The organism is Microcystis wesenbergii FACHB-1317, assembly GCF_014696875.1.
Taxonomy (GTDB): domain Bacteria; phylum Cyanobacteriota; class Cyanobacteriia; order Cyanobacteriales; family Microcystaceae; genus Microcystis; species Microcystis wesenbergii_A.
In genome coordinates this window covers 1-19,647 of sequence record NZ_JACJQV010000228.1, presented here as the reverse complement: position 1 = coordinate 19,647, position 19,647 = coordinate 1, and the positions used below count along the sequence as shown (strand labels likewise).

The 19,647-nt window shown below is 42.9% G+C and carries 21 protein-coding genes and 2 pseudogenes; 5 read left to right on the top strand and 18 right to left on the bottom strand.

The window, feature by feature from the left end; genetic code table 11:
• Positions 1–414 precede the first annotated feature (414 nt).
• The 5 genes and pseudogenes from H6F92_RS23715 to H6F92_RS23700 all read right to left on the bottom strand — a co-directional run bounded on the left by H6F92_RS23715 (position 415) and on the right by H6F92_RS23700 (position 5,556).
• Positions 415–3,363, bottom strand: coding sequence for a CHAT domain-containing tetratricopeptide repeat protein (locus H6F92_RS23715; RefSeq protein WP_190359734.1), 2,949 nt, complete (start codon positions 3,361–3,363; stop codon positions 415–417).
• Between the two features lie 194 nt (positions 3,364–3,557).
• A pseudogene (locus tag H6F92_RS26340) lies at positions 3,558–3,734 on the bottom strand (PIN domain-containing protein); the annotation flags it as partial.
• A gap of 177 nt (positions 3,735–3,911) precedes the next feature.
• Entirely contained in the window at positions 3,912–4,151 is a 240-nt protein-coding gene (locus tag H6F92_RS23710) for a type II toxin-antitoxin system VapC family toxin (RefSeq protein WP_242030249.1), read from the bottom strand.
• Positions 4,138–4,398: a hypothetical protein gene (locus tag H6F92_RS23705; RefSeq protein ID WP_190359733.1), complete on the bottom strand. Its 261-nt coding sequence runs from the start codon at positions 4,396–4,398 to the stop codon at positions 4,138–4,140. The genes H6F92_RS23710 and H6F92_RS23705 overlap by 14 nt, the downstream gene beginning before the upstream one ends.
• 123 nt (positions 4,399–4,521) lie before the next feature.
• Positions 4,522–5,556, bottom strand: coding sequence for a Clr5 domain-containing protein (locus H6F92_RS23700; protein ID WP_190359732.1), 1,035 nt, complete (start codon positions 5,554–5,556; stop codon positions 4,522–4,524).
• A 263-nt stretch (positions 5,557–5,819) separates the two neighbouring features.
• Between H6F92_RS23700 and H6F92_RS23695 the strand changes: the two genes are divergently transcribed.
• Positions 5,820–6,431: a calcium-binding protein gene (locus H6F92_RS23695; RefSeq protein WP_190359731.1), complete on the top strand. Its 612-nt coding sequence runs from the start codon at positions 5,820–5,822 to the stop codon at positions 6,429–6,431.
• Positions 6,432–7,127: 696 nt separating this feature from the next.
• Complete coding sequence (locus tag H6F92_RS23690) at positions 7,128–7,727, top strand: hypothetical protein (protein ID WP_190359730.1); 600 nt, start codon at positions 7,128–7,130, stop codon at positions 7,725–7,727.
• A gap of 316 nt (positions 7,728–8,043) precedes the next feature.
• Here the strand turns inward: H6F92_RS23690 and rpmE are convergent, their stop codons facing one another.
• From rpmE to H6F92_RS23630, 12 genes are all read right to left on the bottom strand, one after another.
• Positions 8,044–8,277, bottom strand: a complete 234-nt coding sequence (rpmE, locus tag H6F92_RS23685) for a 50S ribosomal protein L31 (RefSeq protein WP_002760058.1) — start codon at positions 8,275–8,277, stop codon at positions 8,044–8,046.
• A gap of 19 nt (positions 8,278–8,296) precedes the next feature.
• The gene (gene rpsI / locus H6F92_RS23680) at positions 8,297–8,710 is read right to left on the bottom strand and encodes a 30S ribosomal protein S9 (RefSeq protein WP_002737094.1); all 414 of its coding nucleotides are present in this window, start codon (positions 8,708–8,710) and stop codon (positions 8,297–8,299) included.
• A gap of 4 nt (positions 8,711–8,714) precedes the next feature.
• Positions 8,715–9,170, bottom strand: coding sequence for a 50S ribosomal protein L13 (rplM, locus tag H6F92_RS23675; protein ID WP_002735375.1), 456 nt, complete (start codon positions 9,168–9,170; stop codon positions 8,715–8,717).
• Positions 9,171–9,210: 40 nt separating this feature from the next.
• Positions 9,211–10,026 (bottom strand): tRNA pseudouridine(38-40) synthase TruA, encoded by an 816-nt coding sequence (truA, locus tag H6F92_RS23670; protein WP_002747547.1) that lies wholly within the window; start codon positions 10,024–10,026, stop codon positions 9,211–9,213.
• Between the two features lie 2 nt (positions 10,027–10,028).
• Positions 10,029–10,379 (bottom strand): 50S ribosomal protein L17, encoded by a 351-nt coding sequence (rplQ, locus tag H6F92_RS23665; RefSeq protein ID WP_002766099.1) that lies wholly within the window; start codon positions 10,377–10,379, stop codon positions 10,029–10,031.
• 21 nt (positions 10,380–10,400) lie between these two features.
• Positions 10,401–11,342 carry a DNA-directed RNA polymerase subunit alpha gene (locus H6F92_RS23660; RefSeq protein ID WP_002737965.1) on the bottom strand — a complete coding sequence of 314 codons (942 nt, stop codon included), beginning with the start codon at positions 11,340–11,342 and terminating at the stop codon, positions 10,401–10,403.
• A 179-nt stretch (positions 11,343–11,521) separates the two neighbouring features.
• The gene (gene rpsK, locus H6F92_RS23655; RefSeq protein ID WP_002735413.1) at positions 11,522–11,914 is read right to left on the bottom strand and encodes a 30S ribosomal protein S11; all 393 of its coding nucleotides are present in this window, start codon (positions 11,912–11,914) and stop codon (positions 11,522–11,524) included.
• Positions 11,915–11,953: 39 nt separating this feature from the next.
• Positions 11,954–12,337, bottom strand: a complete 384-nt coding sequence (gene rpsM, locus H6F92_RS23650) for a 30S ribosomal protein S13 (RefSeq protein WP_002735415.1) — start codon at positions 12,335–12,337, stop codon at positions 11,954–11,956.
• A gap of 93 nt (positions 12,338–12,430) precedes the next feature.
• Positions 12,431–12,544 (bottom strand): 50S ribosomal protein L36, encoded by a 114-nt coding sequence (gene rpmJ / locus H6F92_RS23645; protein ID WP_012593611.1) that lies wholly within the window; start codon positions 12,542–12,544, stop codon positions 12,431–12,433.
• 127 nt (positions 12,545–12,671) lie between these two features.
• Positions 12,672–12,902, bottom strand: coding sequence for a translation initiation factor IF-1 (infA, locus tag H6F92_RS23640; protein ID WP_002737109.1), 231 nt, complete (start codon positions 12,900–12,902; stop codon positions 12,672–12,674).
• Positions 12,903–14,091: 1,189 nt separating this feature from the next.
• A complete protein-coding gene (locus H6F92_RS26880; protein ID WP_190359729.1) occupies positions 14,092–16,191 on the bottom strand; it encodes a tetratricopeptide repeat protein in 2,100 nt (699 codons plus the stop codon).
• Positions 16,192–16,214: 23 nt separating this feature from the next.
• A complete protein-coding gene (locus tag H6F92_RS23630) occupies positions 16,215–16,715 on the bottom strand; it encodes a hypothetical protein (RefSeq protein WP_190359728.1) in 501 nt (166 codons plus the stop codon).
• A 198-nt stretch (positions 16,716–16,913) separates the two neighbouring features.
• Between H6F92_RS23630 and clpS the strand changes: the two genes are divergently transcribed.
• The 3 genes from clpS to H6F92_RS23615 all read left to right on the top strand — a co-directional run bounded on the left by clpS (position 16,914) and on the right by H6F92_RS23615 (position 18,788).
• Positions 16,914–17,201: an ATP-dependent Clp protease adapter ClpS gene (clpS, locus tag H6F92_RS23625; RefSeq protein WP_002738526.1), complete on the top strand. Its 288-nt coding sequence runs from the start codon at positions 16,914–16,916 to the stop codon at positions 17,199–17,201.
• A complete protein-coding gene (locus H6F92_RS23620) occupies positions 17,194–18,030 on the top strand; it encodes a CPBP family intramembrane glutamic endopeptidase (RefSeq protein ID WP_190359727.1) in 837 nt (278 codons plus the stop codon). Before clpS ends, H6F92_RS23620 begins: the two co-directional genes overlap by 8 nt.
• 170 nt (positions 18,031–18,200) lie before the next feature.
• On the top strand, positions 18,201–18,788 hold the full coding sequence (locus H6F92_RS23615) for a hypothetical protein (RefSeq protein ID WP_190359726.1): 588 nt from the start codon (positions 18,201–18,203) through the stop codon (positions 18,786–18,788).
• A gap of 280 nt (positions 18,789–19,068) precedes the next feature.
• On the opposite strand, the pseudogene H6F92_RS23610 reads toward H6F92_RS23615, so the two are convergent.
• Positions 19,069–19,647, bottom strand: a pseudogene (locus H6F92_RS23610) (ISAs1-like element ISMae8 family transposase); the annotation flags it as partial.

Genomic DNA, 19,647 nt, shown 5'->3' with positions numbered 1-19,647 from the left:
CTAGTACAAAAAAGGAGGGCAACAAAGCCTGAAACTGCTGCCTCCTAACCCCACCAACCAACTTTTTGCCGCAAACCCTAAGTAGTTAGGTGTTAACTAGACCTCTTGCATAAATCCGAAAACAAACGATAGAAACAATAATGGGAGGGACTTTCAGTTAATTATTTATTAGTAGTTGATAATCTTCAAAAATGTTGCTGTACAAGGATCGACTTAAGACTTTTGCAAGAGGTCTACTGTCAGATTCCCCCTCAAGGTAGGGTTGATTCATGAATCAACCCTACCTTGAATCAACCCTACCCCAACCCCCCCCGATGTCGGGGGGCAAGGGGGGGAGGTTCGGCTAATCTAAAAATAAAGGGATATCTTGAAATTGTAGTTTCCTCATTTCAGATTTTGTTCCTTGCTCGCCTGTCAAAATGGTAAAAGCGGAAGACCGGCTGGATTCCCTAAACAAATAAAAGCAGCCCAATACTTAGGAGCTTCATAAGGGCGTTCTAAATCAGATTTTTGACTTAATTCACGCAAATGGGCAGCAATTCCTATACTGTGTTTTTCTGCCGATTTGATGGCATCTTCCGTTAGCCATTGGGAACGCATTTTGGCGATGGTGAGACGCTGGAGGCTAGATTTGGCTTTTCTCAAAGCTTCTGCTTTGCTAAGTTTGGCTTTCAGGAGATAATAATAGAAATACTGCATTAAGATAGTGGTAGCCACATCCTCCACTTTCCAAAGGCTGATAATAACGGTTTTTGCTCCTGCTTGGATGAAGGAACGACGCAAACCGATGAGGGTTTCTCCTGTGTAGAGGTGTCCTAAGGCGGTTTCACAGGCGGATGTTACTACTAACTCTGTCCCTGCTAAGTTGATAGATTGCACGTCTAGGGAAGTTAATAAGCCATCTTCGGCTTCTTCGGGTAGTTTACCGCCGTTTAACATGGTATTCACCCCCGCAAAGGCTAAACCTGAACGCAACAGGGGATTTTGCCTGGTGCCGACTTGGAATCTTTCTGAGGCGGAAAGACTCGATAACATGAAGTTTTGGTTAATTGTGTCCAGTTCGGGGGTTATATCGCCGAGAAAGTAGCCATGAGTAGCGATATGGAGAATATACGGGGCTTTTTGGGCTTTGGAGACAAGAGGTTTTAAAGCTTTGGCGGCGGTAACGGGTTTGACTCTGAGTATTTTAGCGATTTTTTCGCCTTCGATTTCGGCGCCGGGGAGGGAGTTGAATATTTGTCCTTGTCTAGAGGTGGCTAAATCGCGTAAGGATGGTTTAAAGGGGAATTTTTCCTCATTTTCAGCAGTTGATGGCGTGTTTTCGGGACTAGCTAAGTTATAGTCAGGGTTAGCGATAACGAGAGGATAGGTGACTTTTGCGGGAATTTTGGCTTTAAAGCGCAGGATATCTCGTCCTACATTTAAGAAGTTGCAGCGATATTCATCCATTAAGTAGCTGCCTTTATCGGTGGGTAAAATTTCAAAGGGTAAGCAGTTTAATTCGCCATCGGGACAGATAATTAATTCTTGGGTGAGATAAGGCTTGATTTTCTGAAAAATAAGCTGGCTTAGTTCAATTTTTGACAGTATATCCTCTTTTTTCTTAAATACGGCCACACTTAATCCTCGTGGGTTTTCTACCGATTCCCGAAACTCTTTCACTAATTTGTCTATGGGTTCAGCTTCTCCTAAATCTATCATAGTTAGCTGTTCTGGGGCTTGGGCAGGTAGGATAAAGGCAAGATAGCGAGGGGGAAAGGATGCAGCGTCACCGTTGGCGGGAATTGCTGGAAAATTGTAGTTATTAAACCTGAAAAATTCAATTAGAGTAGTTCCTTGAGGTAATTCTAAGGCGATGGTACGAAAATCAGCGTTTTGCAGTTCTTTTTCGAGGTTAAGTTCGGGGATATTTAATTCTCGTTCGAGGTTTTCTGCTTGTTGTTCGAGGGATTTAATTTCTTGTTGGTAGTAGGGAAGTTGTTCGGGGGTGGGTATATCAAAACAGCGTTTGGCGAGTTGTTGTCTGATTTGTTGCCATTGTTGGAGTTTGGGGGCAAGATGGGCGTATTGTTGGGATAATAGGGCGATTTTTTGCTGGATGGCGGTTTCGGTTGCGATCGCTTTTCGTCTTAAGATGAGGTTATAGGCAGATTGTACCGCTTCGGGGCTATTAGGAAAGTGTTGGAAAACAAGGGAGAGAAATGTTTCTACTATATGGTAGTTTTCGGCAAGATAGTTGATGCGTTGCTTATCGGTGCTAATGCTAAAGATGGTCGAGATAGTTTTTAAATCAATATCTGCCGCTTCTTGCATTAATTTTAGTGCTTCTTCTGGGCGGTTGGTTGCTGTGTATAAAAGGGCTAAATTATTGAGAAAAAGAGCATAGTTAGGGTGATCAGTACCTAAACTTTTACCATGAATTTCGAGAGCTTGTTGAAAGAGAGGTAAAGCTTGCTCATACCGTCCCATTGACCGATATAATGCGGCTAAGTTATTCAGAGAAGTGGCATAGCCAGGGTGGTCAGTACCTAAACTTTTACCACGAATTTCGAGAGCTTGTAGAGAGAGAGGTAAAGCTTGCTCATACTGTCCCATTGACCGATATAATCCGCCTAAATTATTCAGAGAACCAGCATAGTCAGGATGGTCAGTACCTAGAATTTTACTACGAATTTCGAGAGCTTGTAGAGAGAGAGGTAAAGCTTGCTCATACTGTCCCATTGACCCATATAATACGGCTAAATTATTCAGAGAATCAGCATAGTCGGGGTGGTCAGTACCTAAACTTTTACCACGAATTGCGAGAGCTTGTAGAGAGAGAGGTAAAGCTTGCTCATACTGTCCCATTGACCCATATAATACGGCTAAATTATTCAGAGAATCAGCATAGTCGGGGTGGTCAGTACCTAAACTTTTACCACGAATTGCGAGAGCTTGTTGATAGAGAGGTAAAGCTTGCTCATACTGTCCCATTGACTTATGTAATACGGATAAGTTATTCAGACAAGTAGCATAGTCAGGGTGGTCAGTACCTAAACTTTTACCAATAATTTTGAGAGCTTGTTGAGAGAGAGGTAAAGCTTGCTCATACTGTCCCATTGACTCATATAATAGGGCTAAGTTATTCAGACAATTAGCATATTCAGGGTGGTCAGTACCTAAACTTTTACCAACAATTTCGAGAACTTGTTGAGAGAGAGGTAAAGCTTGCTCATACCGTCCCATTGACTTATATAATATGGCTAAAAGATTCAAAGAATAAGCATAAATAGGCTCATTAGTTAGTGAGTAACTTTTGGCTAAATCACAGGTTTGTTGAGCGAAGATAATCCCTTGCTCATATTGCCCCTGCTGATATAGCATTCCTAGGGTTTGGTTATACTGTTGTATCTGGTTAATTATGGATTGATTGATGTTACTATCTTCCTTTAATAAACTAAGTTTTTGTTGCTGATTATTGTTGCTGATTGATCAGAGTGATTAATGGGTTTTTCTACCACCTTAAACCGCTTATAAAACACCTCACTATTACCATGATTACCCTGAATAAATATCTCCTACAATAAGTTGTTAAAAACCTCCGTATTGTTCCAACGATAGATACTGAAATCTCGACGATCAACAGTTAATATTCTTCCATGTCCTAGATGCTCTGCTAATACAATCAAAGAAGCGTCTGCCATATCCATCGGTAAGTTAGCGTAACGATCCATTAATTCAATCATTCGTTCAATAAGTACCTAAGCAAAATTAATTACACATATCTAACCCCCTCTTGCCGTTCGGCGGTTCGGCGGTTCGGCTGAGCTCACCGTCGAAGCCTGAGCTCACCGTCGAAGCCTGAGCTCACGGCCGAAGCCTTTTGCCTCTTGCCTTTTGCCTATCTTCACTAGGAAATTAATTTTGCACGACTACTTATGATGATTTTGTAAATGAAATATTTCAAAGTTATCGTTAACCAATCCCTGCAAAAAGTTGATTTGCGCCTGATTACCTATTCTGGCTAAGAGTAAATAACAGGTTTCGGTGATAACAGGATAGGTGGTAATTAAGGCTTCATTTTGACTATAAATAGTTTGAATGGCTAACGAGTGATCTTTGTCTTTTCGATTGCCAAGAGCGAGAAAGAATCCTGTATCAGCAATGATCATTTTTTTCGGATAGGAGTGAATGCAAAATGTTTTCTGAGTTTTCGGCAAAGTCAGCCTCTGCTTCAAAGCTACCGATAAAGGAACTTTGTTTTAATTTAGCTAGGGGATCGTGTGTTTTTTCTTGGAGTTGTTGATAGCGTAGTTCAATGGCTTGTTGAATGGTTTCTAGGGTATTTTTTTTGGTGGTTTGTTGGATATAGGCTAGTTTTTGAGCGTGTTCATCGTCTAGTTGAATGGAAATTTGCATTTTTTTTCCTATTTTATGGGCAATTACTGTTGACAATGGGCAAGGGCGATCGCTGGCATGATGCGATCTAGTTATACTATTGTATCTGGTTAATTATGGCTTGATTCATGTTACTATCCTCCTTTAATAAACTAAGTTTTTGTTGTTGATTATTGTTGCCGATTGCTCAGAGTAATTAATTGTTTGTTCTACCACCTTAAACCGCTTATAAAACACTTCACTATTACCCTGTTGACCCAATTTAACAAATATCTCCTCAAGACGCTCTTGACTTAAAATAATATCTGTAGGGTCAGATTCCCCATTAACCCAAGATAAATCAATGGGTTGTTCTGTGACAATTGCCAGAAAATATTCATCTCCTACTGCATCATATTGGAAAAATCGAGCTAGTCCTTCAGACGGGGGTAAACGAAGTCCTTCTGACAGCTTAGTATAAGGAACATAGGCAAATGCTCTTGAAGGACTAAAGAGATAAAAATTTCCTTCTACCGTCTCATTAATTAACAATAAATATTTACCATTGTCAGGTAAATCAACCCATAAATAATGGGGCTTATTAAGATAAAGATAATTACCCTTATCTGGCTCTGGCTTAATTACAGTACCATTCATAACTAGACCCCTTTTTGAACTACCGTTTGAGGCTCCTCCATTAGGGGATTTTTCTCCCTCAAAATTTTCATTAATATCCAGCATCGTTAACTTATTACAAGCAGGTGCAGCAACTTCTTTTGCTAATTCCCAACCCATCCGAGGAAATTTTTTCTCCCATAACCATTGATAAGTCACTTGATGAGGTTCAATTGAATTCTGAGGTTTTCCTTTCTTCTCATATTTAGTAGTAATTAAATTGACACTTAATTCTAATCCATCGTCTATCATCGCTTGTTTAAACACATCTACCATTATTCTCCTAATTCTTTTCGCATATTCATTAATAGTTGCTTCCGTATAATGAAGATTATGCTTATCTTTCATTATTTCGACAATTTCACTTCTTTTTTTATCTTGATTTTTTGGATGATATAGAAGTTGAAATAAACAACTATGATCTTGATTTTTTATCAAACCAGTATTTTGCAAGATCCAGTTTAGAAATGCTTTTTGCAATAGGTCTTTATCTTTAGTCCCTATCCTGTCAGGAATGCCAACCATTTTTAGTTCAAAAATAATCAAAAAATTAATGGAGATATTTAAAGATTACATCATTTCCTCTAATTTGTCAATATTTTGATGAGAAAGAGAAAGCAATGTTATTAATTGTTATTAAAAGTTATGTACGGTTATTTAGAGCTATTTAGAGTTATTTAGAGTTGTTGGCTGATACCAATTTGTTATTCAGTATCTATTGAATGTTATTTGATCTGAATGTTTGACTTGAATCATCAACTTAATTAATTCACAGGAGTTGACAGCTAATGCCAGTTTACAACGGTACAATTTACAATGACTTCTTGTTCGGCAGTTTCGGTAATGACACCCTTTACGGGAATGAAGGGAATGATAGCATTTACGGCCAAGGAGGCAACGACTACATCGACGGTGGAATAGGCAACGACTACATTGATGGTGGAGATGGTGTAGATATCATCTTCGGCGGCGCTGGAAATGACAATGTCTTCGGCGGAAACGGTAGTGACTTGCTCATTGGCGAAGCGGGTGCTGACACGTTATCAGGCGGAAACGACACTGATTATCTCTTTGGCGGAGCCGACAACGATGTTCTATTAGGAGGCGCTGGGAATGACTTTGTCTATGGCGGCTATGGCAATGATATCCTCACTGGCGGCACTGGTGCCGATGTCTTTTATTTCGGTTCTCTTCTAGAAGGAGTTGACGTAATCAAGGATTTTCAGTGGATAGAGGGCGATGTCATCCAGATCAGTAAGTCCGGATTTACTGCTAGTAGCCTTAGCCAATTTAACTACAATAGCTTAACAGGTGGGTTAAGTTTTCTTGGGCAACAATTCGCAACCATTGAAAATCGCCCCGCCGGGTTTGCTGTCTCTTTCGATGTTCAGCTTATTTAGGGTTTGCGGCAAAAAGTACGGGCGAAGCATTCGGATAGAAAATCTACGGTTTCACCGATAGGTTATTGCCCGAATGCTTCGCCCCTACAGGAGGCGGGCCGATGAAGACGCAAGGTTTTGAAGCATGATTCTCTCAAAATCTTGCACCTGTTTCGCTCGTAAAGCCACAAAACCCTTACCTTGCCTACATTTCACATTTATTCAGCAAACCCTATTTAGGGCTTGCTGAATAATGGTAAAACCCTTTTAAAATAAAGCTTTTGACCTGTTAAAGTCCGATGTTCATGCTGCGAAAATAGGCTTGGGACTTTCAAAAACCTTGCATTATCCTTCTTGTAGTACATCGCTTGGTACAAAAAACCAGGGCAACAAAGCCTGAAACGACCGGCTACTGACGACCGACGACCGACTCCTACCCCCAGGAAAAACTTTTTCAGCAGACCCTATTTAACTAGTTGGGAGTGGGCGGGCGAACCAAAAGATTCGCCTGTTCCAGACGACTGGGCAATTTTTGCTCACTGATCAAACTAAGCTAAACGGCGCTTAACCTGCATGATCCAATAGCTATAACCCTTTTGGAGTCTATATCGGTGATCCGAAGTAAAAGCCGTTTAGCTTAAAAGCATGAACCTTGTTCTCAAGGAACAAAAGATAACGAACAACAAAAAAAGAATTAATTTTTGAGGAGCAACAAAAATGTTCAATCCCTGCAACCCCAAATATCCCTTATTTACTTTTGCTATTGCTTTATTCGTTGGCGGTATTACTAATCCAAGCAGTGCAGCAGAGTTTAAATTTCCTGATCAGGTTGATATTTACGTTAAATCCTTAGGAGGTGGTGCTGGTGCCAATTCTGAGTTTGGTCTTGGGACTACTTCAGAAAACTTTGTTCCAGTTCTTTCAGGATTGCCGAATAATCCATCAACAAACAGTGAGGTTTTTTTGGGGTCTTTTAATCCAGATCAACCAATTCCACTGGCAGTTCTAACTAACTGGAATGGTCAAAGTTTTTTCACTACAATTGGAAGCACAGATATTGCTTCAAAAATAGTTTTTTCAGATCTAGATAATAGCCTTGGTTTCGGAGGAAATACATTTGAGTTACTAGATACTAATATCTTCTTAGCTCATCTTGATGACGCTGCATCTTTCACTGTAGATGATGATGACGATGATGTTCTTGTTCAGATTCGTGTTGCATCTAAAAGAACGACTCCAGAATCCAGCAGCGTTCTTGTTTATATTACCCTTGGGGGTTTAATGCTAGGGAGTGCTATCCGCAAAGCCAGAAAGTGATCGCAGATATTGTAGCTCGCTATTGGGTTGTTGTCAGCTGAGACCTTGCGACTGGATTCCTTGCTCACTCTACGATTTCAGAAGTTTAATAAATCTCAGATTATGAACGTCTAATACTAAATCTGGTTATTAAAGACTGATTATTTATTCCCCTTTTTGCCTGAGTGCATGAGCAGAAAACGGGTTTCTCGGAGAAACCCGTTTTCTGTGCGTTACTCAACGGATTTAGTATAAAGTATAGCTTACCAAATCATTACCTACCAAAAAACCCGGTGGGAAAATTTCCCCACCGGGTCAAAAAGGCAAAAGTAAAGAATTATTTCTGATCGGCCTTTTTGCTTGACTTATCGCCCATTTTGTACTTACGCAAGAAGCGATCGACCCGGCCCTCGGTATCGATCATCTTCTGGGTTCCCGTATAAAAAGGATGATTACCCGACCAAACCTCCACATGAATTTCTGGTTTTGTCGAACCCACAGTCATCACCAGTTCACCATTACAGATCACCTTGGCTTCCGGATACCAAGTAGGATGAATTTTTTTCGGCATAATAAACCTCTCTATTAACCTAACGTTTCGAGTATTGAGGCGCTTTGCGCGCTTTGTGAAGACCGTATTTTTTCCGTTCCTTCGCCCGGGGATCCCGAGTCAGATAACCTTCACTCTTGAGGGGAGGACGATTTTCTGGCGCTAATTGACATAAAGCTCTAGCGACACCCAATTTCACCGCGTCCGCTTGGCCGGTCAAACCACCGCCCTCGGCCTTAACGATGATATCATACTCGTTTTCCAGTCCCAAAGTCTCCAGAGGAGCCTTGATCGTCTGGATATAGGTGGGAATGCGGTTAAAATGGGTTTCCCCATCGCGACCGTTAACGGTAATTGCCCCCGTCCCCGGCACCAGACGCACGGAAGCGACCGCCGATTTGCGTCGTCCCGTTCCCCAATAAACTACCTTATTTTTACTGTCCGTGGCTTGCATTGACTTAATTTCCTCCTGCGGGAATCGTATTAATTGCTAAAACTTCCGGTTGTTGTGCCTGATGGGGGTGTTCCGCACCGGCATAAACTTTCAGTTTCGTGAACAATTTCCGACCTAAGCTATTTTTCGGGAGCATTCCCTTAACAGCGTGTTCGATAATCCGTTCGGGAATGCGTTTTTGCAGTTTATCGAAGCTTTCTACCTTCATACCACCCGGTCTGCCGGAGTCGCGGCGATAAACTTTCTGTTGGCGTTTTTTGCCCGTTACCGTCACTTTTTCGGCGTTAATAACAATGACAAAATCCCCCGTATCCAGATGGGGGGTGAAGGTGGCTTTATTTTTGCCCCGTAGAATCATAGCGATTTCGGTGGCCAGACGACCTAGACGCTGATCGGCCGCATCAATGACGTACCATTTCTGCTCTAGAGTCTCTAAATTTGGTAGCGGTGTTTTGTTCATGGTCAGTTTGCCTTGGTTTACAAAAATAAACTTTGAATCTCTATGCTCGGAAATAATAAAGAGGCTGAGTCTCGCACCAGACGCTATCGGCAAAGGGAAAATCAGCGTAACCCACCCGCAGTAAACATAGTCCTTTAGCTGGTGCGGCGTATTTGACCAATTCTCGGCGCTGATTGACCCAGATGTCGGTAAAGTTTTCTAGCGATCGCTCACCGGTTCCCACCTCCACCAACATTCCCACCAATAGCCGCACCATCCCGTACAAAAAGCCATTGGCTTGAATTTCCATCTGTACAAACGGCCCTTGACGGTAGCATTCCACCCCCTGTACTTCTACCCAAGAATGGTCACGACTAGAGTTGGCACGGTGAAAGGCGGCCAGATGGTGCTTTCCCAATAGGGGAGCCAGGGCCCTGGCCATCAAATCGGCATCGAGGGGACGATGGTAGTAGTGCCAACTAAAGGGACTAACAAAGAGATTGGGGATGGGGTCGGTATAGAGGGTGTAACGATAGCGTCGCCAGAGGGCAGAAAAACGAGCGTGCCAGCGATCGGGAACCTGGGCTGAAGCCCGAATGACGATATCGTCATCTAGCCGAGCATTGAGAACCTTGGCCCAATGGGCAGGTGGGATCGGACTCTGCTGCTGGAAATGGGCAACTTGGGCGGCGGCGTGAACACCGCTATCGGTACGTCCGGCCCCGTGCAGAGTGACGGCATGACCGAGAATATCGGCCAGAGCCTTCTCGATTTCCTCCTGCACGCTCCTGTGATGGGGTTGCCGTTGCCAGCCGTGGAAATTAGTTCCCACATACTGGATAACTAGGGCGATCCGCGACTGGGGGCAAGCTGTCATCCTTACATCAGTTCGATAATCGCCATGGGGGCATTGTCCCCGCGACGGCGCAGAGTACGCACGACCCGGGTATAACCGCCGTTACGGTTGCCATAACGGGCCTGGGCGCCTTCAAAGAGGGCGTGAACCAGTTGTTTGTCGTAGATGTAGCCCATGGCTTGGCGACGGGCGCTCAGGGAACCGTCTTTAGCTAGGGTGATAATGTGGTCTACCTCTGCTCGCACCGCTTTCGCTTTCGCTAGGGTGGTGGTGATCTGACCGTGGCGAATTAGCTGGGTGGCCAAGCTGCGCAGCAGTGCCTTTCTTTGGTCAGCCGGCAGACCCAATTGAGGCACTTTACACCGATGTCTCATGGTATTTTCCTGGAATTGGGTTTACTTGCTTTTTTCTTGGGGTAGGGTGATGCCTAACCGTTTTTGTAGGGCTTCAATGACTTCTTCAGCCGATTTCTGCCCAAAGTTTTTGATTTCTAAGAGATCTTCTTGGCTGTAATCGAGGAGGTCGGCTACGGTGTTGATCTGCGCTCGCTTCAGGCAATTGTAGGCGCGCACGGATAATTGTAGTTCCTCGATCGGAATTTGGTTTTCTTGGTTGATCTCTTGGTCGTCAAAGTTACCGGAGGATTCGAGGGCGTTGAGATCCTTGAGCGGGTTAAAGAGATTAACCAGCATATCGGCCGCTTGGGAAAGGGCTTCTTTGGGGTTAATGCTCCCGTTTGTCCAAATTTCTAAGAGCAGACGATCTCTAGCTTGACCGCTTTCGGAACGGATATCTTCGACGCTGTAGTTGACTTTGGTTACGGGCATAAAAATCGAGTCGATTTGCAGAAAGTCCAGCGAAGTGGCTTCTTCTTTACTGCGATCAATCGCCCGGTAGCCTTTGCCTTTTTCCACGCGAAATTCCATCTCTAGCTTGGCCCCTTCGGCCAGGGTAGCGACGTACTGATTGCGATCAACTATCTCGATTTCTGAGGGTAAATCGAATTGTGCCGCCACTACTGTCGCCGGTCCAGTTGCCACTAAACGCCCGATCTGGGTTTGATTGGTGTAGCTTTTCAGGATGATTTCTTTCATGTTGAGCATGAGTTCCATCACGTCCTCGCGTACTCCCTCGACGGTGGCAAATTCGTGATTGACTCCCGCGATCCGCAGGGCCGTCACGGCCGCCCCTTCCAGATTGGAAATGAGAATCCGTCTCAGGGCATTACCTACGGTCGTACCCTGGCCTCTTTCTAGAGGTTCTAGTACGAATTTACTGTACTGACTCTGATTCTTGTAAGTTTTTGCTTCTACACACTCGATTTGAAATTGCGCCACCGATTGACCTCCCTTGTTCAGTTTTCAGTTATCAGTTATCAGTTATCAGTTTTCTTTGGCTTTCAGCCTTTAGCTTTTTGCTCAGATGGTCTTTGACGACCCGATTCTGCTGCTGATGCGCTCAAAGCTAACGGCTGTCGGCCTCAAGATCCCTGTCACCTGAAAAAGCTGTTCACTGTTTACACTCTCCGGCGTTTGGGAGGACGACAACCATTGTGGGGGATGGGAGTCACGTCCCGGATCAGGGTGATTTCTAATCCTGCTCCTTGCAGGGCCCGGATTGCGGTTTCCCGTCCTGCCCCAGGGCCACTAACCATTACCTCTAGTTGACGCATTCCCTGTTCGATCGCTCGGCGGGCGGCGTTATCGGCGGCGGTTTGGGCGGCGAAGGGGGTTCCTTTTTTGGCTCCTTTAAAACCACTCGATCCCGCCGATGCCCAAGAGATCACATCGCCTTTGGTATCGGCGATCGTGACAATGGTATTGTTGAAGGTCGATTGAATGTGAGCGACTCCGGTAGGAATATTTTTCTTCTGTTTTTTCGGTCCGGTTTTTTTGGTTGGTCGCGCCATAGTTTTTCTTGATTGGGGGATATCGCAATGAATAAAAAATTATTTCTTGGAGGGGGCTTTTTTCTTCCCTGCCACTGTCACCCGACGACCGCGACGGGTCCGCGCATTGGTTCGCGTCCGTTGCCCGCGCACGGGTAATCCTAGCCGATGCCGACGACCTCGATAGGTGCCGATATCGGCGAGGCGTTTGATGTTCATCGCCTCCCAGCGTCTCAAATCCCCCTCGATTTGATAATTTGTTTCGATATAAGTCCGTAGCGCCGCCACGTCTTCATCGCTGAGATCCTTGACCCGAGTGTCAGGGTTAACACCCGTCGCGGATAAGACTTCTTGGGAACGCGATAGACCCACTCCGTAGAGGTAGGTCAGGGCGATTTCCACACGCTTATCGCGAGGTAGGTCTACACCAGCTATCCTTGCCACGCTTTTTTTTTCTCCCTATGAACGATTTTTTTTCCAAAAACGACTACAATTAACGGTAACGATTCTCTGCCCCAAGACAGTGACTTTGGTGGATTAACCTTGTCTCTGCTTGTGTTTGGGGTTAGAACAAATTACCATGACCCGACCGCGCCGACGGATGACGCGGCACTTTTCGCACATTTTTTTGACAGACGCTCTAACTTTCATGCCTAACTATTTTGGCAACACTGCAAGCTTATTATTATATCAGATTTCTTTTACCCGTGTCACCTATTTTTTTAAAATAAATTTGGCCGCTTATTAGGCTTTTTGGCGTCTCTGCCCCTATTTATCGCTATTTTTTTTGATTTTTCAGGCGATAGGTAATTCTGCCTTTGGTTAGGTCGTAGGGGGTGAGTTCCACTTTGACTCGATCGCCGGGGAGGATTTTGATATAATTACGGCGGATTTTGCCAGATATATGGGCTAAGACGTTGAAACCGTTATCTAAATCCACCCTAAACATGGCGTTGGGCAAAGATTCGGTGACGGTTCCTTCCATTTCGATCAGATCTTGTTTAGACAAAATTAATTCCTCAATTTCACTGGAGACAATTTATTTAATGATTCGGCAGCAGCAACCGTGCTATCAGCACAATTCCCCCAGTATAGCTTATCAGTGATCAGTGATCAGTGATCAGTTATCAGTGATCAGTTATCAGTGATCAGATGTGAGTTTTCAGTTCACAGCAAAAAAGCTCCCCATCTTCCCTCTCCCATCTCCCCACTCCCATCTCCCCACTCCCGGGCAGTATTAACGAGTAATATTTAGGTTTTGCTGAAAAAGTCGCTCAAAAAATTATGCTATTGAGTGCCAATAATTTGTCGCCCAAGTGATAAGTTTTACTTGAGTAAAATAACTGATAACCTAATACCATTTTTCACAAGTAATGGCAGAGATGGTTAATTTTCCTCAACCCCCCACCCCACCCCCCCAACCCCCCCGACGTCGGGGGGGCAAGGGTAGGGCTGATTCATTCTCTAGTTTGATTCCTTGTTTGTCTGTCTTCAATCGCTTACGGGGCAAGCAAAGCAAGGCATTTTAAAAATTTTTCAGATATTTGTTCTGAGAAATTGACTGAAAACCTTGCCAGATAAGGATTTGATTGAATGACATTTGCGAGAATGAAACGACCCTAGGGGCAAGGGGGGGTAAGATACCTGCCAAGAATAAAGAAAAATGGTATAAGTTTCTTTGAATATATCCCCGTTGTTGACCAATGGTTTTCCGTCTTTCTTTTTGAGAAGGAATAGGGACGATTTTAGCGACTTTTAAATAGTTCTTTCTCGCTATTTTTCGGGAAGTTCTTGGTTTCTTAGTTAACTTTTCGGCTCTTCTGGTTTCTGTGTGGAAACGAGGTCTATACTGATAGTTTCTTCGGCAAAATAGCACTAAAAGTCTTGCCCGATAAGCATTTCACGATTACATAAGCAAAAATTATCACACAAAGTCGAGAAGAGCCACTTTTCTTTGACTTCCTGGTAGAGATGATAGTTTTCCGCCAAAGAGTAGTTCTTATGATTCGGATTCTGATGGAGTTGCTGTGGAAGTAAAATATATCCGTACTGAATAAAAAAAGTGCAGGGCTTTTAGTATTTTGCCTTTTTTTTTGGGCTTTTTTTCTCGACTTTATTGAGTCGAAACCTTTTTCCTATCGACATTTCAGGCTTTTTCAGCCAGCCCTAATTATCTCATCGGGGAATCTTTACTGTAATTATTCATCGGGTAATCGCAACAACAGAATCATAAAATTTTGCCTTACTATTTGGGTACGGGGATGATTTTCTCCTAATCTTTCTTGATAAATAGCAATAGCTCTCACATACAACGGTTCCGCTTCTGCGTATCTGCCTTGGTATTTGTATAATTCTGCTAAATTATTGAGACTGGTAGCAACACTAGGATGGTTTTCTCCTAATCGCTGTTCCCGCAGAGAAAGGGAGCGCTTATACAAGGGTTCCGCTTCTTCGTATCTGCCTTGGTATTTGTATAATAGTGCTAAATTATTGAGACTGTTAGCAAAATAGAGATTGTTTTCTCCTAATAGCTGTTCTTTCAGAGAAAGGGAGCGCTTATAAAACGATTCTGCTTCTGCATATCTGCCTTGGGAGCGGTATAATTCCGCTAAATTATTGAGAATGGTAGCAACATGGAGAAGGGTTTCTCCTAATAGCTGTTCTATCAGAGAAAGGCATCTCTTACACAAGGGTTCCGCTTCTATGTATCTGCCTTGGTATTCGTATAGCACTACTAAATTATTGAGACTTTGTGCAACATCGGGATGGTTTTCTCCTAATACCTTTTTCCTTAGAGAAAGGGAGAGCTTATACAAGGGTTCTGCTTCTATGTATCTGCCTTGGCATTGATATAATAGTGCTAAATTATTGACACTGGTAGCAACAATGGGATGGTTTTCTCCTAATAGCTGTCCTATCAGAGAAACGGAGCGCTTATATAAGGGTTCCGCTTCTGCGTATCTGCCTTGGCAGCGGGATAATCCTGCTAAATTATTGAGACTGGCAGCAACATGGGGATGGTTTTCTCCTAAGCGAGATTGGATTTCTTCACAACATTTTGTTAAGGTAACTGCTGCTAAATCATATTCTCCCTGTCCCTTATAAAACAAAGCTACCCCAAGAAACACCAAAATTAAATTATCTTCTGGGTTGGGAATATCATCTAACATGGTTTGACTGACAAGTTGCAGATGGGGAATTGCGGGAGTTACTGCTGCAATAATCTCCCTTGTGGGGGTTGGTGGGATATTTTCGGCAATGGTTAACAAAGTTTCCACAAAAGCGCATCGATAAAGAGAATTTATCTGAGGAATTGCCTGTAATTGCTGTTGAAAAAATTCTCTCACGAGGGGATGAATCCGATAAAAAGAATAGTCCTCATCCACGGGTTGCATCAGATGAGAATTATCCAATTGTCCCCGCGCTTCTTCTAGTTCGCTTTCGGTAATTTCCGTGGATTTTGCCGTATCTTCTAGCAACGTCCAAGCAATAGCCACCGGTGCGAATAAACTCAACAGCATTGCCACTTTTTGACCAGCAGAACTTAAATCATCCCAACTGATTTTAATTGCGGCTGCTACTCCTAAATGTCCATAAGCTCTGTGGTTTCTTTCCTTAGTTAAAGCAGTATGAGCTAAATTTAATTTATCGCGTAAATGGCTAAACTTTAAATGACGATTTTTTGCTAAATATTCCCCCACTAACTCCACTGCTAAAGTTAAGCGTCCTAAAATTTCGTGACAAATCTGTTCTACTAAAGCTTTTTCTTGCTCAACTTTAGCAGTACCAACAATTTTGGTTAATAATTCTACACATTTATCCAAGGGTAAAACATCTAAAGCTATAGACTCAAATTCCGTACTAAGACACCTTTCCCTAGTGGTGACTAATATCTTAATCCTAGAATCTTTTGGTAACATTCGATCGGGAATTCTGTCGATATTGGGGACATCATCGAGAATTAATAATAATTTTCCCTGCTGAGGTAGCCAATTTTGCCAATACCAGTCCACTTGTTTTTCTAAAGATTCTTTTTTCAATATTTCTGGTAAAGATAGATAGGGACCAGCTAATTTAACTATTTCTTCTGCTAAACCCGATAGTCGCAAGGATAACCAATATTGTGCCGCGTATTCCTGTTGGTATCGTTTCGCATATTCCAAAGCTAAAGCGGTTTTTCCTATTCCCCCTAACCCTTCCACCGCGCAAACAATCACCCCTTGTTCTGTTTGCAATTTCTGATGAATTAAGGTTAACTCATCTTCCCTCCCGACAAAATTAACCGTACTTTTGCCCACATTACTAGGGATAGAGGGAATACTTACTTTTTTAGACGATTTTTCACTCCTGCGATCGCACGATTAAATGTGGGAAAATAACGCTTAAAAGTTGACTCAGTATCTAATTCCGCTTCGTAGGTCAGGGAAACAAAAGGGGGTATAGTAGATAGGGCCGCTTTTAATTTGGCTGCTGCCGATCGCTCTGGTTGATTGAGTTTAGCCAGAATTTGATTTAATAATTCTAAGATTTGTGCAGAAGCAAGTTCTGAGGGTGGTTCTTTGGTAATTGCCGTCAATTCTGTGACAATTTCTGCTACCATTACCTCGGCATCAGGAAAAGATGCTTCTTGACTCTCGCTGGCGATTAAATCCCATTTTTCTCGTTCCAATTCTTTAATTTCTATGCGCTTATCGTTTATGCGTTGCTGCAAAAGAACTTTATCTTCTGGACGCGCACCTGTCCACGCATCGCGGATTCCCGCTAATTGTTCTTTTAAGCGTTGAATATTTTTATCGAGATTTTGTAATTCGCCAGCAGACATAGAGAAATAAGGTTAAATTACAGGGTCAATTTAATTATGATCTATCCATCTAGAAATGTCATTCCTGTGGCTGTCCCCCACTCCCCAACACCCAACCCCTCACGGATCGCTGAAAAAGCCTAGCTCAATCTGGAAATTTTGATTATGATCATTAGTAATTGACCTTTATTTGTGATATAGATTCAAAGGAGAGACACGGTGTCCACAGAAGTCATCGAAAAGCGTTCCACAGCGACAATCCGTAAACCAGCACCGCGTTATCGCGTTTTACTCCACAATGACGACTTTAACTCGATGGAGTATGTGGTTCAGAGTTTAATGCAAACGATCGCCGGTATGACGCAACCCCAAGCAGTCGATATCATGATGGAAGCGCACACTAATGGTACGGCCTTGGTGATTACCTGCATCCAAGAACACGCGGAATTTTACTGTGAAACCTTGAAAAATAAAGGTTTAACCAGCAGTATCGAACCCGATGAATAAAAGATTGCGGGTAATTGCCACTTACCCAGTCCCCCTGCGACTGGGAATTTTTATTTTGCTCTTACTTTTTCTCTGGTTGCCGATCGCACTTCCCCTCTATCACTTTTTTGCCACTAATGCTAATCTGGTCTCAATTTTGACCCTTTCTGTTCTCTATCTGGAGTTTTTGGGGTTATCCCATTGGTGGGGACGGACAATTTATGGCGATGAGGGATTAGCCGATTATGGGTTGATTTGGCGAAGAAAAACGCTGATCGAGTTAATTAACGGGTTAGCGATCGGTCTATTTTTCACTTTCTCGCTTTTTCTGTCCCAAGCGTTCCTAGGTTGGTTAAATTTCTTACCCGCAAATCCCCAAATCAGCAAAATCATCCTGGAGGGGTTTTTAGTCGCTTTAGCGGTGGGTTTTGCCGAAGAATTGCTATTTCGGGGCTGGTTACTGGGAGAATTAGAAAAGGATTATCGTCCCGCTATCGCTCTAGTGATTAGTGCCTTAATTTTCGCTCTTGCTCACTTTATTAAACCTTTAGCCGAAATTATCCGCACTTTTCCCCAATTTCCTGCCTTAGTCTTGCTAGGATTAATTCTCGGTTGGGCCAAACGCGCCTGTGGTGGTAGTTTGGGTAAAAGTATCGGTCTGCACGCGGGTTTAGTCTGGGCATACTATATATTAAATGTGGGTCAGTTAATTAAATACACTGGTACTGTTCCCGATTGGTTAACTGGAATCGATAAAAATCCTTTAGCGGGAGTGATGGGTTTACTTTTCCTGACAATTCTCGCTATCTGGACCAGAAAAAAAGTAACCGATGTAAAACCTAGCAGTTAGACTGTCTTCTCTCCCTGACAGGTGTTTTCAGGGTTTTTTCGCCCATAAGTATTAAGGTTTATCCTGCCGATATTTCCGATGAATGACAATTTTCTAGCGATCGAGCGTTTCCACTAGCGAAATTCGAGTTTATCATAAAAAGAAATCCTCTCTCCGGTAAGAGCGGTAGTATGGCTTACTCGACACAGCAGTTAATTGAAATCCTCGAGCGAGAAATGCACGCCACTTGCAAAGGGGAACGTCTGTTACTCTCTCCAGCGGAGCGCATTGATAATCCGGTGATTGCCAAGGCGATCAATCTAGAAAAGGTGGGTAAAGTCTTCGCCTATCAGGATTTTCGCCGCCAAGTTCACGATTATCAACAACAGTATCAGGTTTCGGGCATTATCTGGCGTGTTTGTCAATGGGGCGATCGCACTCTCCGTTATCCCGAAATTCATAATCAATTAGTTGCCGTCGAGGGTGACAAGGAAATTCTCATGGCTGCCAAAGCCTCTGTTTTAGATTTTTGGAACAGTATCACCCCTAATATGAATTTTTGGTGGGTGCTTAACTCCCGTCGTCCCATTTCTGCCGATTCTCTAGCCGAATTAGTCGCCCAGTCCGAATGGGCGGAATTAGATGTGGCGCGCACGGAATTATATCTCGGTCTCTGTTGGGGTAATCCTTTAGAACACCAGTATCAATGGGCGCAACCCTTTTCTGGTTGTCATCGCATTATCGCCGCCGTCGATGAACCTAGTTCGATTAAGGTCTGAGGACGATTGATGTCTTGGGGTGTGGGGTGTGGCCCCCCCAACCCTAGGGTTGATTCATTTAAATTAAGTACAGCGGATTTTGAGTCAATAAATTTGAATGAAAATTCTCAAGTTTATCTTTTTCTAATCAAAAGAGTTAGTGACAATAACTAATCTTTAATCCTCTGCCAATATTGATTATGAATAAATTGATAAAGCTTGTTCCCAAGCCACTAAAAGCCTATCTCTCTTGAAATTTTCTGAGAGTACATCCTGTTAATTTAGCTAATTTTTCTGCTTCTTACGTCGATAAAACTATCAGTTTTTCCCAACGTTCAGCTAACCACCTCTGTCCCTCTGTTATTGAGAGAAAACCCAAACCTCTGAAAAGATTCAATCCTATAGTTGTGAGAATTGACCAATTGCTGGCCGCTTGAAAATCACTTATCTCGCTTTTATCTTCCTCAAAAATTACATCTTTTACCCAATGTAACTGATTTTCTATTTTCCAATGTCCTCGAATAATTTTAGCAAATACTTGAGCGGATTCAGTTAGGCTACTGATATAGTAAGCTGTTTCTTCATACGTTTTATCCCCGCGACTACCCCTTCTTTCTACTTTAATAACTCTTCGCAGATTTTCAAATCCTTGTCTTTCATTTTTCCTCACTTTAAAAACTTCTATTTTTCTGGATATTTTTCGACCATGACTATTATCTTGTTCAAGAAAACAACTTTCTGGCTTTGAGGAATTACTCAGGTCTTGTATTCGCTGATAAAGATTTTTCTGATTTCCTTTAACTGTGATAACATAATCATTTTTAGTCTTGGCTATTAAGCTGATTGTTTTCTTCTGACAGTGTAAAGCATCGCCAGTAAA

What these genes read in the sequence shown, in the direction of transcription:
- H6F92_RS23710 (WP_242030249.1), bottom strand. Translation starts at nt 4,151, where the DNA reads ATGATCATTGCTGATACAGGATTCTTTCTCGCTCTTGGCAATCGAAAA.
- H6F92_RS23690 (WP_190359730.1), top strand. Translation starts at nt 7,128, where the DNA reads ATGTTCAATCCCTGCAACCCCAAATATCCCTTATTTACTTTTGCTATT.
- H6F92_RS23620 (WP_190359727.1), top strand. Translation starts at nt 17,194, where the DNA reads ATGAATAAAAGATTGCGGGTAATTGCCACTTACCCAGTCCCCCTGCGA.
- rpsK (WP_002735413.1), bottom strand. Translation starts at nt 11,914, where the DNA reads ATGGCGCGACCAACCAAAAAAACCGGACCGAAAAAACAGAAGAAAAAT.
- rpmE (WP_002760058.1), bottom strand. Translation starts at nt 8,277, where the DNA reads ATGCCGAAAAAAATTCATCCTACTTGGTATCCGGAAGCCAAGGTGATC.
- rplM (WP_002735375.1), bottom strand. Translation starts at nt 9,170, where the DNA reads ATGAACAAAACACCGCTACCAAATTTAGAGACTCTAGAGCAGAAATGG.
- rpsI (WP_002737094.1), bottom strand. Translation starts at nt 8,710, where the DNA reads ATGCAAGCCACGGACAGTAAAAATAAGGTAGTTTATTGGGGAACGGGA.
- H6F92_RS23630 (WP_190359728.1), bottom strand. Translation starts at nt 16,715, where the DNA reads ATGTCTGCTGGCGAATTACAAAATCTCGATAAAAATATTCAACGCTTA.
- H6F92_RS23615 (WP_190359726.1), top strand. Translation starts at nt 18,201, where the DNA reads ATGGCTTACTCGACACAGCAGTTAATTGAAATCCTCGAGCGAGAAATG.
- H6F92_RS23715 (WP_190359734.1), bottom strand. Translation starts at nt 3,363, where the DNA reads ATGCTATATCAGCAGGGGCAATATGAGCAAGGGATTATCTTCGCTCAA.
- rplQ (WP_002766099.1), bottom strand. Translation starts at nt 10,379, where the DNA reads ATGAGACATCGGTGTAAAGTGCCTCAATTGGGTCTGCCGGCTGACCAA.
- H6F92_RS23705 (WP_190359733.1), bottom strand. Translation starts at nt 4,398, where the DNA reads ATGCAAATTTCCATTCAACTAGACGATGAACACGCTCAAAAACTAGCC.
- H6F92_RS23700 (WP_190359732.1), bottom strand. Translation starts at nt 5,556, where the DNA reads ATGGTTGGCATTCCTGACAGGATAGGGACTAAAGATAAAGACCTATTG.
- H6F92_RS23695 (WP_190359731.1), top strand. Translation starts at nt 5,820, where the DNA reads ATGCCAGTTTACAACGGTACAATTTACAATGACTTCTTGTTCGGCAGT.
- truA (WP_002747547.1), bottom strand. Translation starts at nt 10,026, where the DNA reads ATGACAGCTTGCCCCCAGTCGCGGATCGCCCTAGTTATCCAGTATGTG.
- rpmJ (WP_012593611.1), bottom strand. Translation starts at nt 12,544, where the DNA reads ATGAAAGTTAGAGCGTCTGTCAAAAAAATGTGCGAAAAGTGCCGCGTC.